Raw genomic sequence first — 22,486 nt, forward strand, 5'->3', positions numbered from 1 at the left:
TGTGCAGAATTTGGCTTCTGGGCTGGCAATCACTGGCTGCGGCTCTGCGGTGCCAGCCGCCTCTTTAAATAATCATGGCCTCAGTGAGATTGTAGAAACGTCAGATGAATGGATTGCCTCTCGCACCGGCATTCGGTCGCGCCATTTGGCAAGCCCCCAAGAGTCGCTTGTTGATATTGCGGTGGAAGCTTCTCGAGGTGCGATCGCATCTGCCAAAATCAACCCTGAAGATTTAGACCTAATTATTCTGGCGACCTCCACCCCAGACGACTTATTTGGCACTGCCGGAAAGATTCAAATTCAGTTGGGGGCTAAGCGAGCCGTAGCCTTTGACCTGACGGCTGCCTGTTCTGGATTTGTGTTTGGCATGGTGACCGCGGCCCAGTTTATCCGTACCGGTGTCTATCGAAATGTGCTGCTGATTGGCGCTGACATTCTTTCGCGCTGGGTTGACTGGAACGATCGCCGTACCTGCATTCTGTTTGGCGACGGAGCGGGTGCTGTTGTTATGCAAGCCAATGAACAGGATCATCTCTTGGGTTTTATGCTCCAGAGCGACGGCACCAAGCACGACCAGCTCAACTTAGCCTATCAGCCTGAAGCTAAACCTCTAGCAAATCTCACCATTGGTCAAGGTGGGTTCGCCCCAATCACAATGAATGGTCAAGAGATCTATCGGTTCGCAGTCAAACGAGTCCCTGAAGTGATTGGCAAAGCTCTGTTTCATGCCGGCTGCACAGTGGAAGATATTGACTGGCTTGTCATGCACCAAGCCAATCAGCGCATTCTTGATGCCGTTGCCCAACGCCTTAAGCTTCCGGCGGAGAAGGTGGTCAGCAACATGGCTGAACATGGCAATACTTCCGCAGCTTCTATTCCATTAGCCCTAGACGCTGAAATTCGAGAAGGTCGGATCAAAGTCGGAGACAAGATTGCCGCAGCGGGTTTCGGTGCGGGTCTGAGTTGGGGAGCAACCATTTTTGAATGGGGCCGCTGAATTAATTTTCTCGGTGATTTTACGCAGGTTCTCACGCTAGACCACTGCTAGGATGGCGCTAACTCGGGTAAAAACAACTATCCTTAGCCATGACGCTGCCTTGACAACCGCCATGCTCAAAACTTTTAAGAAGACGCTGTACCGCATCAATCCTCGCTTTCCTGAAGACGTGCAGTTCGCCAAGCGCATTGTGCGCAAGCAGATAGCACTGCTCAGTAAAGGAGAAAAGGTCGATCAGGTTGCACCACAGCTGCTAGACGGCTTGCAGCCTTTGCAACAGCGCGGATACTCCCAGCTCCATATTCAGGTCATCTGTGCTGAGGCGATTCAGCACTTGCTGATCGAGAAGGTTTTGCGCGAACAGAAAGCGATACTAACTTAACGCTCTGCAGCAGATAGCAATCGAGCGGCTGGCTGAGACACCAGACCTTTATCCAAAGCGAGTTTCAGTCGCTAAATGTCTGAACCAATACCTCTCTCGCGATATGTCAAGATGAGTGGGTTAACGCCATTAGCAATTGCCCATGCTCCATTTCGAGAAATCTTGCCTAGTTGACGCCCCCGTAGAGACCGTCTGGCAATTTCATGAGCGCCCCGATATTCTTAATTTGTTAACGCCACCCTGGCAGCCCGTTCAGATTGTCCGTCGTCAAGGCGGGCTAGAGGTGGGAGCGCTCTCAGAGTTCCGACTTTGGATTGGGCCTATTCCTGTGCAGTGGATCTCTATTCATACGAGCTGTGATATTAATCAGCAGTTTACCGATGAGCAAGAAGTCGGTCCCATGAGTAGCTGGAAACATCGCCATCAGTTTGAGGCCCAAGGATCACAGACGCGCCTGACAGACGCCATTGACTTTGAAATTCCAGGGGAGTCGCTAGCCGAGATGCTGCTGGGCGAATGGGTGAAGTCCCGACTCAACGATATGTTTGCCTACCGACATCAGGTTACGCAGGAGCGGTGCATTTAGGCTCTGTTGCAACTGGCGGCACCTGTGATGGGGTTCTGTTGCGTTAACTTTCCAGGGCGCAAGAATGAGAGCTTAACCCTGATTTTTTAGACAGAAATCCCAAAGTTCTCCGAAATGAAGTGATTCTGAGAACGAAGGTCTCCTTTCTCAATACCGACGATCTGACCCTTACGAATCGCATTCATCGTCTTATTTCCTGGAACGGAGTGTCCACTCTTTCGAGACAAGGTCACTTCAGACACAACTCATCATAGAGACAACATCACCCAACCTAAGAAGTGGTCTCGTGCCGCTCGTAGGCATCAATAATCTTTTCTACAAGAGGATGGCGAACCACGTCGGCTTTAGTCAGGTTGCAGAAGGCAATACCGTCAATGTTAGAGAGGATTCTTTGAGCCACAGCCAGTCCTGAAGCTTGGTGACTGGGTAAGTCAGTTTGCGTGACATCTCCGGTGACCACCAGCCGTGACTTGTTCCCGAGGCGCGTCAGCATCATTTTCATTTGGCCTGGAGTGGTATTTTGAGCCTCATCTAAAATCACAAAGGCATGGCTGAGGGTCCGACCTCGCATATAGGCCAAAGGAGCGACCTCAATAATGCCCCGCTCCATGAGACTCGTCACGCGCTCTGGCTCCACCAAAGCATGAAGGGCATCGTAGAGCGGTCGAAGATAGGGATTGACCTTTTCTTGCAAATCTCCAGGTAGGAAGCCTAAGCGCTCACCCGCTTCAATGGCCGGTCGGGTCAGAATTAAGCGCTCATATTCATTGGATAAAAGCGCCTGCACTGCCAGAATTGCAGCTAAAAAAGTTTTACCCGTTCCGGCTGGCCCAATACCAAAGGTCAAAGAATGGGTGCGGATGGCTTTAACATACTGACGCTGACGAAAAGTTTTTGCTCGAATGTCTTCACCACGCCGGGTCCGAGCCAGCACATCTTTCTGCAAATCTTTCCAGTTATCTTTCTGGTTTGTATTGAGAGCGTGGCGGGCCGTGAGGATATCAACCTCAGTTACTTCTCGCTCTGCCTGCCAAAGATCGCTGAGCATGGTGATCAGCTGCTGGCAAATCTGGACCTGAGTTTCAGTGCCGCTGATCAGCAAATCTTGCCCGCGAAGAACGAGCTGCGCGCCTGTCTGCCGGGCCAGCACTTTGATATTGTGTTCCTGTTCGCCTGCAAATGCGATCGCACTATCTGACGTCGGGAACGAAATCGTAAGAGTTTCAGCCATAACGGCATAAAAAAATAGATAAAGCTACCGTTGAGAGAGCTTCCGACTCACCGCCGCAACTGCTATTCCGTTAGTCCTCTGAGACTTGCTCGCTTCGCTTCACCGGTTTCGGCACTGGCTTTTTGGGACCATCACCACTTCGTCGGCTACTGCTGCGCCGACCACCGCCGCGAGAATCCTGTGAGGTCTGACTGCCGAACACCTCAAGATGGACAGATTGATCCGCTAGCTTGCCCGCTGTTTCTACCACGGAGCGCATCGCCTGGATGGTCCGTCCATTGCGCCCAAAGACATGACCCTTATCAGAATCAGCAAAGGCAAGACGCACCCAGATTTTGCCGTTGGCATAGGTCTCACAGTGAATGCTCAGCTTGTCTGGCTCTTCTAGGAACGGCGTCACTAAAAAGCGAACAAGTTCGGCATAGTCTGATTGCGGACTCGTCACATGCACTCCCGACACTATTGGGCTTTCATTTGCTCAAAAACGTTAGCTTTTTCTAAAATCCGACGTACGGTGTCAGTGGGCTGGGCACCCTGCTGGAGACGCTTGATAATCCCATCCACGCGCAGTCGCGTTTCGTTGGCAATGGGGTTGTAATAGCCCAACTCTTCAAGGGGACGGCCATCACGGCGACTACGACTGTCAATCGCCACAATGCGATAGCTTGCAGCGCGCTTCTTACCGTATCGCTTTAGTCTGAGTTTGATCATGCTTGGGGTAAAGGATTGTTTTGGATGGCTATAGGTCAACCGCACCAAAGGCGCGAGAGGCCGACAACAGTACAGTAAGCAATCATATCACTTCAGTCGGCGCTATTGCCACTTAATGTTAAGCCCAGAAAGAAGTGAATGTCATGTGCAGCCTGTATTCAGCACTATAGCGTCCCAAATCCCTTCCGCTTTTTGTTCTTCTTTTTCTTTTTGCCACCGCCACCTTGGCCCCGCCATCCTGGCCCCGGAGCCTGACCGCCGCCGCCCATCATGCCGCCGCCAAACGGGTTCATGCCGCCCCCCATGCCCCCCATGCCCGGCATTTGACCCTGGCCCATCTGCTGCATCATCGTCCGCATTCTCTGGAAGTCGGTGACCAGCTTACTGACGTCATTGAGTGAGTAGCCTGAACCCTTAGCAATTCGGCGTCGCCTGCTGGGGGAGCTAGATAGCAAATCTGGATCCTTGCGCTCTGCCTGCGTCATGGAGCCAATCATGGCTTCGGTCTGCTTAAGCTTCCCTTCGCCTTCTTCGAGCTGAGAAGACGAGAGCTTGTTCATGCCCGGAATCATTTTCATGACGCCGCCGAGAGATCCCATATTTTTCAGGAGCCGCATTTGCTTCAGAAAATCAGAGAAGTCAAACTGCGCCTCCATGATCTTTTGGGTCATTTTTTCGGCATCGGCAATGTCGAATTCTTCCTGAGCTTTTTCGACAAGGGAGAGGACATCCCCCATCCCCAAGATGCGCGAGGCCATCCGCTCAGGGTAGAAGGGCTGCAGAGCCTCTACTTTCTCGCCGACGCCAATAAACTTGATCGGCTGTCCCGAGATCTGTCGGATGGATAGCGCTGCTCCCCCTCGCGTATCGCCATCCATCTTGGTGAGAATCGCGCCGGTAATCCCGATCTCTTCGTGGAAGGTGCGGGTTAGGTTAGCGGCTTCTTGGCCAGTCATCGCGTCCACAACCAGCAAAACTTCGTCAGGTTTCACCGTCTTTTTAATGGTGGCTAGCTCACCCATCATCTCGGGGTCAATCTGGAGTCGGCCAGCGGTGTCGATGATCACGGTATCAACATTCTGTTCGCGGGCGGCGGCTAGACCCTGGCGAGCAATCTCTACCGGGTTGGCATCTGCACCAATTTCAAAAACAGGGACGTTGATCTGCTTGCCCAGCGTGACGAGCTGATCAATGGCGGCGGGTCGATAAACATCAGTCGCCACCAGCAGGGCCGAGCGCTCTTGCTTGCGCAGATGGAGGGCTAGCTTAGCGGTCGCCGTTGTTTTACCGGTTCCTTGCAAACCCGCCATTAAGATGACGGTGGGGGCTTTATTGGCTTCTGCTAGAGGAGCGTTGGTCTCTCCCATGACTTTGATCAGCTCATCGTTCACGATTTTGATGAACTGCTGATCAGGGCTGACCCCCTTGATCACTTCTGCGCCCAGGGCTGTCTCACGGACCTCTTCGATAAAATCTTTGACTACCTGTAGGTTGGCGTCAGCTTCGAGAAGCGATCGCCTCACGTCTCGCAGGGCTTCTTGAATATTTGACTCTGAGATCTTGGCTTGACCTCGCAGAGACTTCCAGGCAGATTCTAGACTTTCGGAGAGGGCCTCAAACATAGCGATTCAATACGGTGAATATGCTTCTTTTGTATTAGCCTAGCGTACTCTCTTGCAAACACCCCAACCGTAGAGCTGTGTTACGGTTACTCACGAACGCAACCCGTTATGTAGGCCATGCAGACTCTTCCATTCCTACCTTTTGACTTGCCCTTTGCAACACCACTCACCAAGCTGGCATATCAGACCTTTTCGCAGAGCAAAAATGTATTTGGCATTGCCCATAGAGAATGGAATAGCCGTGTACGACAGGCTGTTGATCCACCTCGGCAGCAAAAGGTTAGCAAAATCGACGATCAGATGCTGGCGATGCTGCAAAAGCGCTTCGACCAGCTATTAGAATCTGACTGGGATGATGCTCAGCAGGGCATTTATCCCACTGCTCTACTGTTTGACAATCCTTGGGACGAGTTTTTTCGTTTCTATCCGGCGGTGTGGTTGGATGCCCCTCAGACCTGGCGGCGCTACAACCAGCGTAGATATCAGGAATTCTCAGAGGCTGTTGATACAGCTGGGTATCCAAAGTACTATCTGCAAAACTTTCATCATCAGTCAGATGGATACCTCAGTGATGACTCGGCTAATCTCTATGACCTACAGGTGGAGCTATTGTTTGGGGGAACGGCTGATGCGATGCGTCGTCGAATTTTGGCCCCTATTAGGCAGGGACTGACACGATTTAATGATGTCCTGCCTCAGCACCAACGCATTATCGATGTTGCCTGCGGCACAGGCCGCACGTTGAAGATGCTGAGAGCAGCTTTTCCGCAAGCGTCTCTGTACGGTACTGACCTCTCTCCGGCGTATCTGCGGAAAGCGAATCAACTGCTGTCCCAGGATCGGGGAGAACTCCCTCAGCTTTTGCAGGCGAATGCAGAGGCTTTGCCTTATCAAGATAATTACTTCCACATGGTTTCCAGTGTCTTTCTGTTTCATGAGCTGCCTGCAACCGTTCGAAGAACAATCATTAATGAATGCTTCCGTATTGCTCAACCGAACGGCACTCTTGTCATTTGTGATTCGGTGCAGGTAAGCGATTCACCTGAGATGGAGACCTTTATGAAGAATTTTCCGGCGGTGTTTCATGAGCCGTACTATCGCCACTACTCAACCGATGACTTAGAGGGGCGCTTACGGCAGGCTGGCTTCACTGATATCCAGACTGAGGTCCATTTCATGAGCAAGTACTGGATTGCGCGCAAGCCTGTTTGATAGCAGGTACTCTAAAAATTCTATCGTTCGCGCCGGTTCTGGCTATGTCTGACACTGAACTACATCAGAATCTTGAGCATCGTTTCATTGTCAGCAATGGCGTAAAACTGCACTACGTGACGCAGGGGAAGGGACCGTTGATGCTGATGCTTCACGGTTTCCCAGAGTGTTGGTATTCTTGGCGGCACCAAATCCCGGCGTTTGCTCAAGAGTATAAGGTGGTGGCCCTAGATCTGCGGGGCTACAACGAGAGTGAAAAGCCGGCAGATGTAAATGCTTACCGAATGCCTGAACTTATCAAAGATGTACGGGATGTGATTGAGGGTTTGGGCTACGACGACTGTATTTTGGTGGGTCACGACTGGGGTGGTTTTATTGCCTGGTGTTTTGCCTATGCCCATCCTGAAATGCTGCAGAAGCTGATCGTGATGAATTTGCCTCATCCGGCGAAGTTCGCAGAGGCGCTTCGCAATAACCCTAGACAAATGTTGCGAAGCTGGTATATCAGCTTTTTTCAGGTGCCGATGCTACCGGAGCTGATGTTGCGAGCGAATGATTATGATGCGATCGCATCTGCTTTTGCAGATCGAGCAACCAACAAAAATGCCTTTACGCCCGAAGATTTAGCAGTCTTTAAAGATGCCGCCGCCAGACGGGGAGCGCTAACGGCCATGATCAACTACTACCGCAGCAACACCCGCACCTTCACCTCGCAAGACTGGGATGTCCTTGAGGTTCCGACGCTTTTGCTTTGGGGCGAAGATGATTTTGCTTTGGGTAAAGAGCTAACCTACGGTACAGAGGCTTATGTGCGAGATCTACAGCTCCACTATCTCAGCCACTGCAGTCACTGGATTCAGCAAGAGCAGCCAGATCTTGTCAATCAATATATGCGCGGCTTTTTGATATCAGGGAATGGGTAACAGATAAACTTTTAATGCACAAAATCGAGCCAATAAATCAATACAGAAAGAGTAACTTGAATATGAAATAATACTCGTTATAACGGATTTGAGGATCGTCTTAAACTGGATATCTACGCTCATTCATCGACATACTAATCAATAAGTTTTGAAGCCAGTCTTTATGATATCAAACCTCATTGAGATCACGAATTGGAGCAACATCTATCTCCCTTCGCTTCATCCCTCATTTAGGGGCGTTTTGCAACAATTCGAGAAGACACGAGAATGCTAGGATTCCCTCGATTTTTTATACAGCTACAGCTTTGTTGCACGAATCTTTCAAAGACCGAACTAGTTCCTAAGTGTCTTGCTTCCTAAGCAGCATCTTCTCTAAATTTTGGTAGCTCACAGGATAGCGGCAATACTATCGAACCACAAAGAGGATGATCTTCAATTGAAAATGACACCACTTGAACGGTTCAGCAGGGTTCATGACTAAAGTACAGGGAAACAAAGCAACTCTCTAGAACATAGCCACTGCAGATCGCACCTAGTTCGGCTTTTCTTGCAGCACGGCCATTTCATTTACCATAATGGCTCAAGTCTTTTTTCTGCAGGCTGTGGTGCATTTGGAGAAAATTGTGATTTTCTCTCCATCGGTGAATCGACTTGGACTAAGAAGGCTAGTTTGACCACCTGACCTTGTTTATTTGATACCGAGAGAACAATTTGAGAAAGTTCCTTCGTGGCTTTTAAGATCTTCGAGTCTTTAGCTGAAACATTTCCAAATGGTTCGAGATTGACAGTGAGATCATCACCTTCTGCCTGCCAATCAAGTTTTACGACTTGTCCGACTTTCAAGAAGACTGAAGGGGTTGTCTCTGCACTTTGACCATTGAGCGTAAAAGCAGAGATTTTAGGTGGCTTGCCCTTCACTTCAACCGGGATTGGTTCGGAGGGTGGTGCCTGTTTTTGATTACTCTTAGAAACCGTTTGCAGACTAATCGTATAGTCACCAGGGGTTGCCGGTAGCCCAACTCTTACATTTGAGCACATCAGCTCCTCATTTACTGGCGGTTTGCACTTTTGGGTTAGCTCAGGTGGTATCTGCTGCTTAAAGTCATAGGTTTTAATCAACGTGGGCTTTCCTTCCTTGAGCTGACTAAACACTTGAAGCTCTGAAAGCTGACTGGCATTTTTCAGTTTCCAATTGAGGGGTAGGAGCTGACCTTTCTCAACTTTGGACTGGCTAGATGAAACGCCCGCTACTAGAGGGAGCGGCCTTGGCTGCACCACAACGTTCAGTTCTTTCTGACTACTATGCTTTTCTGATTTCGCTTCAATCTGGAGATTAAAGGTGTACTCCCCGGCGAGTCGGGCGCCGGTATCGATGTTTGTGCAGGTTAGGTTGCGATGGCCAAAGGCCGACCGAGAGTCATCGCGACTCTGACAAAAGCGACTCAACTCCGTTGGCACTCCTTCCGAGAAATCATACACCTGGGGCTTGCCGACAATCTGATCCTTTATAGAAGTAACCGTAAGCTGCTCAAGCTGGTCTACATTCGAGACACTCCAGTTGAGGCGCACCCGCCCACCTTCCACATAACGATTACTGTCTGGCTTAAATTCAGTCAAGACAGGCGGCAACGCAGGTCTAAAGAAGGCCAGCCAAATAAAGAATCCAAGGCCCGATAAGGTACCGACCCCCACCAATATCCACAACAGCAACTGCCACCAGGGGCGGGCTTTCCAAATCAGAAGTCCCTTCGTGACCTGCTCAGGAAGGGGTAATCCGTCAAGGTCTGTGAGATCAATTTGAAACGGCACCTCTAGCCCACGACCCAAAAGCGGACGTTGCCATTTCCGTTTGGGTTGCACTTCCAGATCAATCGCCGCTGTTTCACCCATGAGCAAACGAACAGAAGACGGCTCGCAAGTGTAGTTGCACATCTCTGTTTCATCTCGACTGCTGGCACTCACCACTACTTCCCGGATCAGATTGCTCTGATTCATCAGCTTGAGCCGATACTGACCGGGTTTATGGCTAACCTTGCCGAGCAGAGTTTCGAGGGTCACACTAAGATGAAGGGCGGGTTTAACCTCCAAATACACGAGATCTAAAAACACCTGTTCCGGGGCATTATCAGACAGAATCTGTAGCGTCGGTGAGTAGTGGCCTGCAGGCATATCCAAGGGGTAATGGAACTCAACGCTGAGGGTGCCCTGGGTGCCAGGGTTCAGCTCTAAACTATCGCTATCGGACAGTACCCCTAGTTCGCTGAGATCGGTGCAGGGATATTGAATTGTAATCCACTCTGGATCGAGGTCTAAACAGTTGAGGCGAAAACGATCGACTCGCCTAGATCGATTGTTCACCTGAACTGATAACGTCTGGTGTTGACCGGGCTGAATAAGGAGGGGCTGCTCTGGACTAGTGGCTGGAGTGATCGCAAAGGTGGGTTGATCTAATCGTTCAACGGACTGCTCTTTGACCCGCACTTCGAGCTGGCACGGATAGTGGAGTGGTGTCTCTTCTGGATAGTGATCAGGGGCATCCACAACCACTGTGTATGGATAGCTGCCTGGTAACGCATCAATGGGCAACTCAAAGGGGAGGCTGACTTCGCATCCTTGTTGAGGATCGAGGGCGACTCGCTGCTTTGGCGACGGACACCAGGCTTGAGCCATGTGGTCAAGGTAAACATCTATCACTGCTCCCTCAGCTCCTTGATTGATGAGGCTGACGTGCAGCGTCACCGTTTCCCCTGGGAATCCCTCTAAGCTGGAGGGAGGATTGAGCATCACTTTGAGAGGCATCGTCATCACATTCATGGCATCTTCCGTAAAGATCTATTGAGGGTTAAAGCGGTGGAACCGAACCTGAGTGTCTTCAGACCCGCTGGCGACCCACATCCCCTGTTCATTGGCGATTAGGTCTAACGAAGTAACCCGGTTAGGGAGGATCGCAATCCGCTTCGGTTTTCGGGTCGAATCAAGAGTCATTGTTGAGGTTATGGGCCAAGCGGTGATCTGTCCGTCGTCGCCTGCGCTCACTAGCCATCGCTGGTCCGGGGTAAATTGAATTTGACGCACCGATGTCTCTGCGGCCTGCCATCGCGATTGTTGAGTACAGCTTTGCTGGGGCAGCAGGCCCGCTGCTGTCTCTTTTGATTTCGGCAGATTTGTACAGCGGCTCATGTCCCAGAGCGTAATGTAACCATCAGAGTCTGAGGCTGCGAGAATAGGAGCTTGAGGAGCAAAGGTGGCGTCCCAAAAAAAGTCATTTTCTCCTCGGTTTTGAGCCGGTTCTGCCAAGAGCTGTCGGGGCTGGGATTTGGCAACATCCCACAGCACGAGACGCTTAAACTGTCCGGCACTGGCAAGGGTTTTCTCGTCGGGGCTGAGAGCTAAAGACCAGACTTGATAAGCAAAGCGATCGGGGAGTGAGAAGACTTTTGGCTGATTGCTGAAGCGAACGTCTCTAGTGCGCTGCCAACGGCGAATCTTGCCGCTTCCGTAGCCGCTATAGAGGGTGAGGGCGTTGCGGGTAAAGGTCAAATCTAAGATGCGATCGCTAGTCTCATCCGTCGGATCCCTCAACGTATATAACGGCTTGCCCTCATTGATATCCCATGCCTGAATACTGCCGTTCTCTAAGCCGGCAAACACCTGATTATTGTTTACGGGCACCAGCGCTAAAGCTCGAATGGCTTGTTTCGTTAGGGCGAATAGACCTTTTCCAGAGCGCGGTTGCTTCTCAGTACAAGTTTGAGTAGACGCCCCTTTGTTTGAGGCACCTTCGGGCTCGAGCGTTCCCCAGCTCGATATTCCCCAGCTTCGAATAGAGCAATCATCCGCAGCGCTGAGCACTAGCGGCAGTCTGCCACTGGTACCGCTCAGTTGAACCGCATTCACGCCTGCCAGATGAGTGACGGGTGTGGGTCTAAAGATAATCGCTGCCAGCATGGCGAAAAAAGCCAATAGTAGCCATAGAGGAATGATGGGAAAAACTTTTAGGAGTAGAGTTTGAGTTGCTGGATCACAGCTCCCTAACCTTGGATCTGACAGCCAGGGCTTTACCTCAAACTTCAGTTTTTGCGACCATCCAATCCAGGGGCGACGGGGGGAGAGGGTTAAGTCAACGTTCGTTATTTCTCCGAGCGGCAGGACAGCTTGTTCTGGATCAACCTGAGTCTGGCAGCGCTGAGCATCTTGGCCTCGCACTTCTAAGTCAACGGTTTGCAAAAGATTACTGGTGTTTTGAAACATCAGCTGGAACGTTGCCTGAGGCGATCTGAAATTTGGCAGCCAGGGCCTTTTCGCCGGAATTCGCTGTCGCTGAGGCTGGGCTTCAAACTGCATGAAGCCAACAGGCAGAACCTCCAGCACTCCTTGCGTTTCGAGGGTATGCCCTTCTCGATTCTGCGCGGTAATTATGAAAGGATAATTCTGGCTCGGAACCTGATCAGCCCCTGCAGGCTGACATTGAAAGGTTGTGGTGGTCTCGCTCTGGGCCGCAATTTCTAATCGTCGTTCTGCGCCGCCCACTAGCCAGCTTGCCTGTAGTTCTTTGCACTGCAGAAGTACTTCTGTTGGCTGCGATCCTACATTTTTGATCGTGACTGGAATATCAATCGTGTTGCGGGGATAAACCTGCAGGTGCTGGATGGGCAATCCAAGACGCAGATGGTTGGATTCAATTCTGGGTTCTAAGGTGAGTCGCAGCACCAGCCGTCGTTCTTCGGGGAGCTGTGGCGAAGAGACCCGAACCATAAGATTGACGGTCCCAACAAAGTCAGGAATAGGCGAGTCAAGAATCTTGACCTGGAAGTCAGTGCGATCGCCGGTCGATTTTGCGGTAGAGACTTCAGGGGAGAGATGATACCAACCCGTCTGATCATTGGCTCCGGCGGCGAGAATCTCTAGCTGAAACGAGGCAAACTGATCGCTACGATTCATGACTGAAACGCCAAAAGAAACAGGTGTTTCCCCAGGGCGAAAGGTGAGGCTTTGCGTAGTTAGACTCGCATCAATAGTTGAGCTGGCAATCATGATGAGACTCAATACTTGGATTGTCTTTCATTGAATGACAATTCAAAGCCAGAAAAATCCGACCTCGGTCTAATCTATTGAGGTCTAATCTACCGAAGCTGTCGGGATAGAATGTATTTCTAACTCTTGCCGGAGATTTCCTTACATGAGTTGCGGAATACCGTTAGCCGTAACAACACCTACCATCGCAACCGAGGGGGCCCCAATATTAATCATTGATGATGAGAATAAATTAAGTGGCCCGACTGAAGTAGCAGTTATGGTGCCTAATGCCTTGACACTGACCGCACCGGCTGCATCAACATTAACCGCACCACCTGCCTTTACATCAACCGCGCCACCCGCTTTGAGACTAATAGCGCCACCTGCCATCATATTAATCAGCCCCGTAGTTCGAAGCGAGATACTCATTGTAGGGTCACTAAAGGTTAAAGCTTGTTGTGTTCTAGTTTTCACCGTGATTGTTGAGGCCGTGTCATTGAGGATGACTTGATTCCTGCCAGCGGTCTTGATATCAATCCCTTTTGAAGCGAGATTATCATCCATTTCTATCTGGTGCTTTCCATTTGTCCTGATCTCAATCTTGCGATCGCTATCATTCAAATGAACCTTGTGGCCTCCAGATGTCTCAATAAGAATGCCTTTATCAAAGCCAAATTTACCCTCTTCAACAAATTGAATAGTGTGGCCTGTACGAGTCTTGATCGTACGTAGGTTGACCTTCCCATTTTGGATAGTGTCACGAACGGTTTCAACGGTTTTGTCTTTGCCGTTCCAGACGCCGCCAATGATATAGGGGCGATGAATGTCTCCATGCTCAAAGGCAACTAGGACTTCATCATCAATTTCAGGAAGACAGTAAAAGCCCCGCTCCTTAGCAGCTCCTAGACCTACCACTCTGGCCCAGTGGCTTTCGTCCTTCTCAGTCAAAGTAGGAAACTTTACCTTGACGCGCCCCCAGCCCTCAGGATCATCATTATTGGTCACTATGCCGACTAGGTTCGTTTGACCGGGCTGCAGATGCGTCTTAGGCGGCAGGGTAGAGAGTAAGCTACCTTGTCTTAACCCACGAACGTCAAAATGAGTCTTCAGTACCCCTTGTCGATAGAGATGACAGGCTTCGGTCACATAGTATTGACCGCTATAGCGAGTCCCCAGCTTTTCAAGTTTGACGACTTTGCCAGGACGGATTTCGGGGTTGCCTTCAGCCTTCGCTTTGGCCGTTACGAACTCACCCCCTAGTTCATTACAGAGAGCCTGAGCCATTTGCTTCGCTTCTTTTGAACTCTCAACGGTTTGATCCACTACAATCATCTGCGGAGAGGGCATGGACTTAAAGACCTGACTGCTGCTACCTTTCTTATTGCCAGTGCTAGTAACAAGCTGTTCTTCAGAGACCTTCTCTGAGATCAGTTTCTTCTGGCTGTAATCCCAGCCGTGGACTTCAACGGAGCTAACCTGCTCAGCAGTAGTCGTCCGTACATCGAAGCTACTGATGTCGGTAAGCCACTCTAGGCTTAAAGAGCCATCACTCTTCGGTTCACGGAAGTAGAGCTTGTTATCCTGCACAAAGAGTTCAAAGCCAATGCGGGCCGCTCGCTCGCGCAGAAACTCCATATTGGTTTGATTCTCTTGGAATGTATAGTCACGGGGAGTGCCGCTTGAATCAACTTGCCCCATTTTGATGCCCGCTTCTTTGGCAACTGTTTTGACAATGTCGCTTTCGGTCTGGTTTAAGAAAGAGCGGTTATGGCGTCCCCGATGCAGTCGATGGGAGATGTCATAGCCTCGGATGACAAGGTGAGCTTCAGAGGTCTCAGAAAACTTGACTTCGATGCCAGTAATTTCACCCTCAATTAACTGCAGCTCTTGTTCGCTCTCTTTAAACTCAGGGTCTTCTGTTGTACTGCCCTTAAACCCGATCGTGATTGAATCGCCGAGCTTGAAATATTTCTCATTCCGCCATTCTTCGCTGTCCTCGCTGGCAGGAACGTAGACGTTATGAACCTTGAGAACAAACATGCTCGGCAGATGCAGGCTCTCATCTACAGTGATTTCTAATATGTCTTTCATCAGTGTTGCCGAAGCGGTAGCGCCTCCTATCTTGAGGATTGGCTCTGATAAATAGAGGGTTTTACTCTTAGGCATGGGAGGTTACTCTTCGCTACATTGACGGGTGATTATTGTTTTGCCTGCTATTAAGTAGATAAGCGTAATTGTCTTATAAAAGGATTTCGACTCCGCTCAAACCTCGACTTCTAGCCCAACAAGAAATTCAGCTGGTTGAGCGGAGTCGAAACCAGCGACTGGATTGACAATTGATTAGCCCCAGCGACTTATCGGCTTTACCCCAGCCTCTTATCTGCCTTTCCTGCTGTAGGTGCTTTGCTCCCTGCTACATTGCTTGGATCGACTTCTTGGAGGCCAATGTTGACGATGGCTTTGACCGGGGTGCCGTCTTCTAAAAAGAGAGTAAGCCGATAATTCAAGCTTGTCATCACGCAGTGAAAATACTTTTCAGACCACATTAATGTATAGACAGGGGGGCGACTAATGGCGCTAGATTTAGCGGTCACTCCCTCTTTGATATTGTTGATATGCTCTGCGAGGACACTTTTTTTTGTTTCATAGGTGTCAAAAAGCAAGTTCTGTAATGTGCAGGTGTAGGGATCAACTCCTGAGAAATTCACCTTTGGTAATAGAGTGCTGCTGCGATTCCCCCGATCGCTGTGCCAAGCAACTTGGCGGGTGAACTCAAGTTCTGATGGATTAAACATGAACTCAATTTCTTTGGGGTTACCACTGAGAGCGCTATAGACCTCCAGCTTTGCTTTTGTCAGTCCCATTTTTTCTACCTTAAAGTTCTGAGTGCGGAATGATTTACTAAGTCAAACACCCTTGGGTAAATCCGTGGCGTTCTTGCTCGATTTCTAGCCGTCGATAAAGTTGGTAAGCCATTTCTTGCGTTAGCTGTGCAAAAATGTCTTCATTGATTTGCCTAGAGAGGCCTGGGTTTACCGCTTGCCACAGGAGGCTCGTGCTTTTAGGGAAGCCATTGCGCTCTTGCTCAATTTCTAGGAGGGGAGAGATGCGATGACAAATCATTCCAGCTAAAAGCTTTAAATCTGCAAGATTGACTTGGTCCACGTTGTCCAAAGCGTCTTCGAAGCTAGAAGCTTCAGGCTCTACGTTTTCGGCAAGCGGCTTCTCTTCTGGTTCAACAAAATGGACTGTAAGGTCATGTTTCTGAATGTCCTCATCTGCCAGTAGGTCTTCAATACTTGTCCACTGCATCGTTAAACTCCTGATTTATGTTCATTCCCAGGCGCTAGTTGCGAAATATCCTTTGCCATCTCTTTCGTTAGTTCCAGATTTCGCGGCTTCTTTCTTGCCAATTTTTAAACCTTCGAAGGCGAGGGTCAGCTCTTCTACAGCCACCGTATTACCGTCTGCTTCTAAGCTGGGTAGCGTCCAGCCCACCGGAATGGCACCAATGAGACTCCAGCTTTTCATAATGTCTCCAGCCTGGTTGTAGGTGGTGATCGTTACGTTGCGTCGCTTAATTTTGTCTTCGAAGACTTGGCTCAGCCATTCTGAAAAAGCAGCATTGTCTGTGACCCCTCGTTTGAGTGTGATATCTGAAAATCTAGTGTGTCCTAAGCTAATCCGTTGCTGATCGTTGACGCCCCCCTCGTGATGAACATCTTTCTCAATCTCAACACTGATGCCTGAACATTCAGAGAATGAACCCAGTTCGTCTCCATCGACTTCTATATGGAATCGATTGGTGGTGACAAAGTTCTCAACGTGATCTTTGTATTCAGCCATCTCATTGTCTTCCTGTGCTGGGGTTGCCGATTCTCTCTCGCTGGATTCTCAGATCTGAGTAGAGTTGCTCGTAGATACGATCGCACAATTGCTCAGCCAGCACCGCTTCATTCAGACAGCGTTCAGCCAACTGCGCTAGACGTTCGTGCTTGATAGACTCTTTCATACAGCCTCCTGGTAGCAGAATGACGGGGTTCTGCAGTGCATAAGGGTATGCTAGAGCGGCTTAAAAAGAACGAGAATAGCCTAAGGTCGCATTGTGACGCTTAGGGCACTCAATACTTTTCCCAACTGCGGATCAGCTTTTGTGCCTTGGGATAAGACGGGCTCGGTTCTTGGATTTGCTTGAGGGTTGCGATCGCATCTCGAAACTTGCCATTTCTGGCCAATTCTTTGGCAAGGGATAGACGACACCGATCAAGTTCCTGTTGAGATTTTTGATACTGCTCTGTACTGGATTGAACATCATCGCCTCTAGAGTGGCTGACGTAACCTGACGGTTGTGTCCTCTCTGTTCCTACGGCAGACAGTTGCGGACGGGAACGCCACTTCCTGAAATCAATCATCCTGCGAAGAGACTGAAAGCATCGTCTGGGTAGACTGACGAAAAGCATGCTGACAGATCTCCGACTCCGCCAAACATTTCGCACAAGGGCTCGGCCCGGAACTTTATTTTTATTGCGTACAATTGCCAAATCTGCCTGCTGAATGTGCGGCGTATTCTGCTGGCACAGGGTTTGGTCCAGTGGTTGCTCATCCATTGGATCGATAGTTTGGGCAACCGTTTGATCCGCTGGGTTGTGGATGGCTGAGTCTAAATACTGAACAATCGTCTCGTCAGCCCCCAAGCCAGGAGAAATCTTACCCTCAATCCTTCTCCCCTTTTGACTATTAGGCATATTGCTCTCTAAAATCGTCTGGGCTACTGTCTGATCGATAGGGAAATGAGCGATCGGGCTTGAGGTTTGAACAATTGTCTCATCCACTCTCAGAACTTGTGCCGAATCATCATTTTGATCGGCTGGATTATGGATGGCTACATCTAAATATTGAACAATCGTCTCATCCACTCCTAAGTCTTGAGCATCTTCGATCTCAAGGCTGTCACTGACCTTTTTATGATTCTCCAGTACGCTGCTTTCTGAGTATATTTGGGTCACTGTTTGATCGATTGGGGGAAAAGCGACTGAGTCTGAATATTGAACAATCGTTTCATCCACTCCTAAGTCTTGGGCAGCATTATCGCTATCGCTTAAGGTTGCGCTACGCTCTGACCAAGCACTCGGCAACACGACTTGGGTCAACGCTTGACCAGCAGGTGCGGGGCGCTCTGAAGCTTGGATCATAGTTTCGTCAAGCTCCAGAGCCTGCATTGTGTTTGAGCGATCGGGATGGTCAACTATCGTTGATGTCACCTGAGTTGATGCACCTTTGATTCGGGTATCCAAACTCCCTTGAATGAAGGTCTGATCATAATTGTCCCCGTGATTATCACTTGCAGCATCCGGTGCTGGGTGAGCGCCAATCTCCACCTGCTCCAGTGCTTGTCGCAATGCGTTGATAGAGGCGTAGCGATCGCACGGATTCTTTGCTAAACACCGATTGACAATCTCCGACAATGCAGCTGTGACCGGACTCTTCATCAACAACACCTGCAGTAAACGAGGTGCCCGAAACGCATGGGCATGAATCCAAGCCCCCTCTCTCACCAGCCGCGAATCTAAACCCAGACCAAAGGGGTCGGTTCCGCTGAGCATCTCGTAGAGAATGATGCCTAACACATAAACATCTGCAAGATGATTCTTCTCTTCTCCTTCTAGCTGCTCAGGAGCTGCATAGTGAAAAGTTTCCGGCAACAATGTTTCAAAACTTGCACCTTGGGTTTCGCAACAAGAGCTGCGAATGTCTTTCGTAAGTCCGCAGTCCAGTAACTTGACCGGCCCGCTTCGCGTTAGAAAAATTTGAGTAGGCTTCAGCTCGTGGGGCACAATTACAAACGGTTCATCACTCTCGAACAAACTCGCAAATTTGCTTTGGTAAGACATTTCTAATGCCGCACAAATTTGACTAGTAATACCAACAGCCTGCTGGGGTGACAACTTCCCCTCTCTCTCAAGACACTGTTTGAGACTTTCTCCCTGCAAATATTCCATCACATAAAACGGGCAGCCACCTGCATTCGTTCCTGAGTCCAGCACTTGCGCAATGTATTCACCTCCGAGCGCTGCACACGACTTGACGGCCCTTTCAAACTGCTGGCAGGTCTCGGCATTTTCTATCAGAGGTTCTTTGAGCACCTTGATGACAACAGACCGATTCAATTGAGTATCCGTGGCTAGAAAAACCTGCCCAACGCCACCTGAATCAAGGACATGCTTAACGATGTAGCGGTCATCTGCACCCCATGGCTGAGCTTGGTGGGAGTTCTGGATAGGGGTAAGAGTCATAAGCGTTACATCTTTCTAGACATTTCAGAGGCAACCACAATTCGGATCGCCTAACTTCATGCAAAGGGAGTTCATGGCAAAAGAGATCCGACTTCTGTCTAATGCCTGAACCGTTCATCAGTTACACAATGAGCACAGCTACCGAATGCTGCCGTTCAGCGGCTAGAAACCCTCTATTGACGGTGCGAAAAGTGACTCATCCATCGATTTGTCAATCTAACCCTTTATTAGGTCGCTCTATTGGTGACCACCATCGATATCGCCTTGAAACCCAGCTTGGTAAAGGAGGGATGGGACACGTCTATCAAGCAACGGATACTCGATTGGGCAAGACCGTTGCGGTTAAACTCCTTAATCCATCATTGAAGAGCGACCCCACAACGACCGAACTCGATTTCAAACGAAGATTTGAGCGAGAATGTGCCATCTGTGCTGCTCTTACAAATGAAAATATTGTCCAAGTCAGCGACTACGGCATGACCCCTGAAGGGCAGCCCTTCTATGTGATGGAGCACCTTGAAGGACAAACCTTAGAGCAGGTTCTGAAGCAAGAGACCAAACTATCTGTAGAACGAACGAAGCAGATCATGAAGCAGGTCTGTGCAGGCTTGAGATCGGCTCATGAAGGCGTACGATTCAAAACCCCACAGATGGAGACCGATGAATGCATCAAAATCATCCACCGCGATCTGAAGCCCGCCAATATTTTCTTAGTCCCCACTGAGCTAGGAGAGCGAGTAAAGGTCATCGACTTTGGTATTGCCAAGGTGCAGTCCTTAAATTTAGAGAATATGACCCTAGCAAGCTCTTTCTTGGGCACACATCACTATTCCGCTCCAGAACAGTTCGATAGCCAGGGCCAGCTTGACGAACGAGCAGATATCTACTGCTTAGGAATCATTCTGTATGAAATGCTGACAGGTGCTGATCCCTTCGGTTTAAAGACTCGAGAGCAACGAGTCGCAGGCGAGTCTTGGATTAAAGCCCACTTACTCAAGCCAGCACAGCCACTGCGTTCTCAAGTAGGCTGTGAGCATCTACCGCCAGGACTTGAGCGCATTGTTGAGCGTTGCTTAGAGAAACACCCCGATCGGCGGTTCCCTTCAGTCAAAGCACTAGCCCAAGCACTAGATATTGAGCATGAGACTTTACCCAATAGCCTAGTAGCCACATCGAGGAAGAATCTAGCGGGTATGACTCAGACCTTAAGTGAAATTCCTGTTCATTTTCAACAGAGCGAATCACTTGCACAAGTGAGACAGTGGCTCCAAGCACATCTGAAACGCGCTGTCAGTCCTATCCAGAGCAAGGCAGGACGTGCTTCAAGTCATTCTCTAAACGATCTGTCTCTGTCTTCAAAATTATCAATTGTCAATTCACAACTCATTGAAAGATGCCGCACCGAGCTAGCTTTCCACATTGGCCCGATTGCGAGCTTGGTGATTGAGCAAGCACTCATCAACCGGCAATATCAACAGCCCAAAAAGTTCATTGAAGTTCTGTCTCATCATATCCCCGACGATGATACGGCTACTCATTTTCGCCGAACACTGCTGTCTCCAACCCCCACTCAGTTAGGTTAATTCTAACCGATCTAACCCCAGAAAGATTGGAGATATTCGCATCACGCTAAAGAGCCAAAGGCTGCGGAAATACATATTGACTGCCATAAGTAAAGATTCAGAATAAACAACCCGTTGAAAGCATTAGGAGAATATTAATGGGAAGTCCAATACAGTCTAAGACAATCACAATTGATCCTGCCTGTTGGCCTGACTCAAAACCTCCTAAGTATCCGCTACCAGCTCCGACTCAGCCGAAGCCAAAGCGGATGCAGCAGGTTAGCTCTAAAGAGCTAACCTTAGAAGCCCTACCTAGCTTCCCAAATTCACTATTCCATTTCAAATCATATGATGGTGCGAAGGCTTTAACTGCTATTTTTCTTCTGCTTTCTTCAATCTATCTATTTACTGGTTTTGCAGGCTTTATCGTTGACCATACGGCCTGGCTGCACGATCTTTTCTATCACCAGCCTCCACCGACTACAGCAGCCCATTCAATTTGGTGGAAGATGTGGAACCCAGTTGGGTCAACGTTGCACCATCTAGCCTCTTACGTTGATCTAGCTGTTCGGGGTTTCCTGTTCGTTTGCACGTACTGCTTAGCTTGGGCAACCTTTGACCCTCGGAATATTGAGGGCTATGTAATGGGCTGTTTCAACTCCTTGTTGGGGATGGTCTATCTGATTTCTCCTATCGATATGATCCCTGATTTTGTTCCAGTAGTAGGAGGTCTTGATGATACATTTATGGGCTTTGGAGTTCTCTTTTTAGGCTTGTCATCTATCTATAGAAATAAGTTTAGAGATGTAAAAACAAATACAATTCTAGAGCTAATTGATGATGGGAACAATCAAAAAGCATTAAAAATGCTCCTTGAAGACAAAGGGATTTCTATCAATGAGAGGAGGCAGTAATTTCTCCTAGCAGACTCATTTTCCGCTTCACTCCAAAGCAGACAAAAAATAATGACGTTTATACAACAAAAAAATGCCTGACACTACTATCGATCACACCAAAACCTCTAATGATCAAGCTGCAGCACACACAGGCGACAACATGAATATTCCCCAAAACCAAAATACAGCATCAATAGGAGACAGTATGAATACTTCCGAAAATCAATCTGTGGCATCAGCAGAGAATAGCATGGCTATTTCTGATCAATTCAAAAAACTGAAAGAGCTATTCCTACTTAAAGATACAGGAAAGACCTTCGCGAAGAGCTTGCAACTACTATTCTTCGTACTTAAGGAATCAACTATTTTGGTATGGCTTACACTTTGTTGGTGTGTTGTAGGTATAAGTCTAATCGGTAATAGCGTGACTCAGACAGCAAAGCGACTAAGTTGCTGGTGGAGTTCTTTATCAAGTCAGAAGAAGTCAAAAAAAGAAGTTTTGGCTACGACGATTCGGCATGCGATGAGTAGTCTAATCTCTAAGGCAAGAAAGCAGGTTGGGTTGCAGGTTGATTAATATAGCCGTGTGAGGGATAAAAGCTGGTCCGCTTTTGAAAGAGTCATCTTATAGCTGAAAAACGGCTGTACGATGGCTCTTTTTATCATCGATGTCTTTTCTGGGAATAAAAGAGGGAACAAAGTAAAACTCCTGCTCTTTTCAAGGAGTAGGAATCTCGCATAAGAAGCATTATGAGATAGATTTTGCAATATTCACTATTCTTTGAATAGCGATCAAACCCTCATGGAGATAAACAGTCCCCTCAAAGCTGTAAGAGGTTATTTAAAGATTGCAATCTAGTGTATATTCTCCTCCACAGCCTTATGAGCTTGAAGCAATTAACTGCTCTCTTCTATTACTTAAAAATTCGGTAGTCCTAAATAGGTAAGGATTGATTGTAATGGTGAATAAAGTACCAAATAGCACCGATATGATTCTCTAGCTTTTTGGAGAATGACAGTGTCTTGCGCACCAATCTTGAGACGCGTTGGCGTAG

Annotated in this window: 20 protein-coding genes and 1 pseudogene; 8 read left to right on the forward strand and 13 right to left on the reverse strand. The window is 48.9% G+C overall.

Annotation, left to right across the window (positions count from 1 at the left end; translation table 11 throughout):
* The first annotated feature begins 1 nt into the window (after window position 1).
* From C1752_RS19705 to C1752_RS19715, 3 genes are all read left to right on the forward strand, one after another.
* Window positions 2–997, forward strand: a complete 996-nt coding sequence (locus C1752_RS19705) for a beta-ketoacyl-ACP synthase III (protein WP_110987764.1) — start codon at window positions 2–4, stop codon at window positions 995–997.
* A 52-nt stretch (window positions 998–1,049) separates the two neighbouring features.
* A complete protein-coding gene (locus C1752_RS19710) occupies window positions 1,050–1,379 on the forward strand; it encodes a hypothetical protein (protein ID WP_110987765.1) in 330 nt (109 codons plus the stop codon).
* Window positions 1,380–1,521: 142 nt separating this feature from the next.
* Window positions 1,522–1,965 (forward strand): SRPBCC family protein, encoded by a 444-nt coding sequence (locus C1752_RS19715; protein WP_110987766.1) that lies wholly within the window; start codon window positions 1,522–1,524, stop codon window positions 1,963–1,965.
* Window positions 1,966–2,236: 271 nt separating this feature from the next.
* On the opposite strand, the gene C1752_RS19725 is transcribed toward C1752_RS19715, so the two are convergent.
* The 4 genes from C1752_RS19725 to ffh all read right to left on the reverse strand — a co-directional run bounded on the left by C1752_RS19725 (window position 2,237) and on the right by ffh (window position 5,529).
* Complete coding sequence (locus tag C1752_RS19725) at window positions 2,237–3,196, reverse strand: PhoH family protein (protein WP_110987768.1); 960 nt, start codon at window positions 3,194–3,196, stop codon at window positions 2,237–2,239.
* 70 nt (window positions 3,197–3,266) lie between these two features.
* Window positions 3,267–3,641 (reverse strand): KH domain-containing protein, encoded by a 375-nt coding sequence (locus C1752_RS19730; RefSeq protein ID WP_233501754.1) that lies wholly within the window; start codon window positions 3,639–3,641, stop codon window positions 3,267–3,269.
* Between the two features lie 14 nt (window positions 3,642–3,655).
* Window positions 3,656–3,907 carry a 30S ribosomal protein S16 gene (gene rpsP / locus C1752_RS19735; protein ID WP_110987769.1) on the reverse strand — a complete coding sequence of 84 codons (252 nt, stop codon included), beginning with the start codon at window positions 3,905–3,907 and terminating at the stop codon, window positions 3,656–3,658.
* A 164-nt stretch (window positions 3,908–4,071) separates the two neighbouring features.
* Window positions 4,072–5,529 carry a signal recognition particle protein gene (gene ffh / locus C1752_RS19740; RefSeq protein ID WP_110987770.1) on the reverse strand — a complete coding sequence of 486 codons (1,458 nt, stop codon included), beginning with the start codon at window positions 5,527–5,529 and terminating at the stop codon, window positions 4,072–4,074.
* A gap of 117 nt (window positions 5,530–5,646) precedes the next feature.
* Here ffh and C1752_RS19745 point away from each other — a divergent pair, with 117 nt between their 5' ends.
* Together C1752_RS19745 and C1752_RS19750 are read left to right on the forward strand one after the other, a co-directional pair.
* Window positions 5,647–6,741, forward strand: a complete 1,095-nt coding sequence (locus tag C1752_RS19745) for a class I SAM-dependent methyltransferase (protein WP_110987771.1) — start codon at window positions 5,647–5,649, stop codon at window positions 6,739–6,741.
* A gap of 44 nt (window positions 6,742–6,785) precedes the next feature.
* The gene (locus tag C1752_RS19750) at window positions 6,786–7,664 is read left to right on the forward strand and encodes an alpha/beta fold hydrolase (RefSeq protein ID WP_110987772.1); all 879 of its coding nucleotides are present in this window, start codon (window positions 6,786–6,788) and stop codon (window positions 7,662–7,664) included.
* Window positions 7,665–8,231: 567 nt separating this feature from the next.
* On the opposite strand, the gene C1752_RS19755 is transcribed toward C1752_RS19750, so the two are convergent.
* From C1752_RS19755 to C1752_RS19785, 8 genes are all read right to left on the reverse strand, one after another.
* Window positions 8,232–10,478, reverse strand: a complete 2,247-nt coding sequence (locus tag C1752_RS19755) for a COG1470 family protein (protein WP_110987773.1) — start codon at window positions 10,476–10,478, stop codon at window positions 8,232–8,234.
* 18 nt (window positions 10,479–10,496) lie between these two features.
* Entirely contained in the window at window positions 10,497–12,698 is a 2,202-nt protein-coding gene (locus C1752_RS19760) for a WD40 repeat domain-containing protein (RefSeq protein WP_110987774.1), read from the reverse strand.
* 141 nt (window positions 12,699–12,839) lie between these two features.
* Window positions 12,840–14,846 (reverse strand): VgrG-related protein, encoded by a 2,007-nt coding sequence (locus C1752_RS19765; RefSeq protein WP_110987775.1) that lies wholly within the window; start codon window positions 14,844–14,846, stop codon window positions 12,840–12,842.
* A 197-nt stretch (window positions 14,847–15,043) separates the two neighbouring features.
* Window positions 15,044–15,544 (reverse strand): CIS tube protein, encoded by a 501-nt coding sequence (locus C1752_RS19770; protein ID WP_110987776.1) that lies wholly within the window; start codon window positions 15,542–15,544, stop codon window positions 15,044–15,046.
* Between the two features lie 37 nt (window positions 15,545–15,581).
* Complete coding sequence (locus C1752_RS19775; RefSeq protein ID WP_110987777.1) at window positions 15,582–15,992, reverse strand: hypothetical protein; 411 nt, start codon at window positions 15,990–15,992, stop codon at window positions 15,582–15,584.
* A 21-nt stretch (window positions 15,993–16,013) separates the two neighbouring features.
* On the reverse strand, window positions 16,014–16,526 hold the full coding sequence (locus C1752_RS19780; RefSeq protein WP_110987778.1) for a phage tail protein: 513 nt from the start codon (window positions 16,524–16,526) through the stop codon (window positions 16,014–16,016).
* Between the two features lies 1 nt (window position 16,527).
* The gene (locus C1752_RS28535; protein ID WP_158535145.1) at window positions 16,528–16,692 is read right to left on the reverse strand and encodes a hypothetical protein; all 165 of its coding nucleotides are present in this window, start codon (window positions 16,690–16,692) and stop codon (window positions 16,528–16,530) included.
* Between the two features lie 109 nt (window positions 16,693–16,801).
* Window positions 16,802–18,973, reverse strand: a complete 2,172-nt coding sequence (locus tag C1752_RS19785) for a serine/threonine protein kinase (RefSeq protein ID WP_110987779.1) — start codon at window positions 18,971–18,973, stop codon at window positions 16,802–16,804.
* Between the two features lie 128 nt (window positions 18,974–19,101).
* On the opposite strand from C1752_RS19785, the gene C1752_RS19790 reads away from it, so the two are divergent.
* The 3 genes from C1752_RS19790 to C1752_RS19800 all read left to right on the forward strand — a co-directional run bounded on the left by C1752_RS19790 (window position 19,102) and on the right by C1752_RS19800 (window position 22,008).
* Window positions 19,102–20,556: a serine/threonine protein kinase gene (locus C1752_RS19790; RefSeq protein WP_158535146.1), complete on the forward strand. Its 1,455-nt coding sequence runs from the start codon at window positions 19,102–19,104 to the stop codon at window positions 20,554–20,556.
* Window positions 20,557–20,804: 248 nt separating this feature from the next.
* Window positions 20,805–21,449 carry a YkvA family protein gene (locus tag C1752_RS19795; RefSeq protein ID WP_158535147.1) on the forward strand — a complete coding sequence of 215 codons (645 nt, stop codon included), beginning with the start codon at window positions 20,805–20,807 and terminating at the stop codon, window positions 21,447–21,449.
* A gap of 73 nt (window positions 21,450–21,522) precedes the next feature.
* Window positions 21,523–22,008, forward strand: a complete 486-nt coding sequence (locus C1752_RS19800) for a hypothetical protein (protein WP_110987782.1) — start codon at window positions 21,523–21,525, stop codon at window positions 22,006–22,008.
* A gap of 358 nt (window positions 22,009–22,366) precedes the next feature.
* On the opposite strand, the pseudogene C1752_RS19805 reads toward C1752_RS19800, so the two are convergent.
* A pseudogene (locus tag C1752_RS19805) lies at window positions 22,367–22,486 on the reverse strand (IS1 family transposase); the annotation flags it as partial.

The organism is Acaryochloris thomasi RCC1774, assembly GCF_003231495.1.
Taxonomy (GTDB): Bacteria; Cyanobacteriota; Cyanobacteriia; order Thermosynechococcales; family Thermosynechococcaceae; genus RCC1774.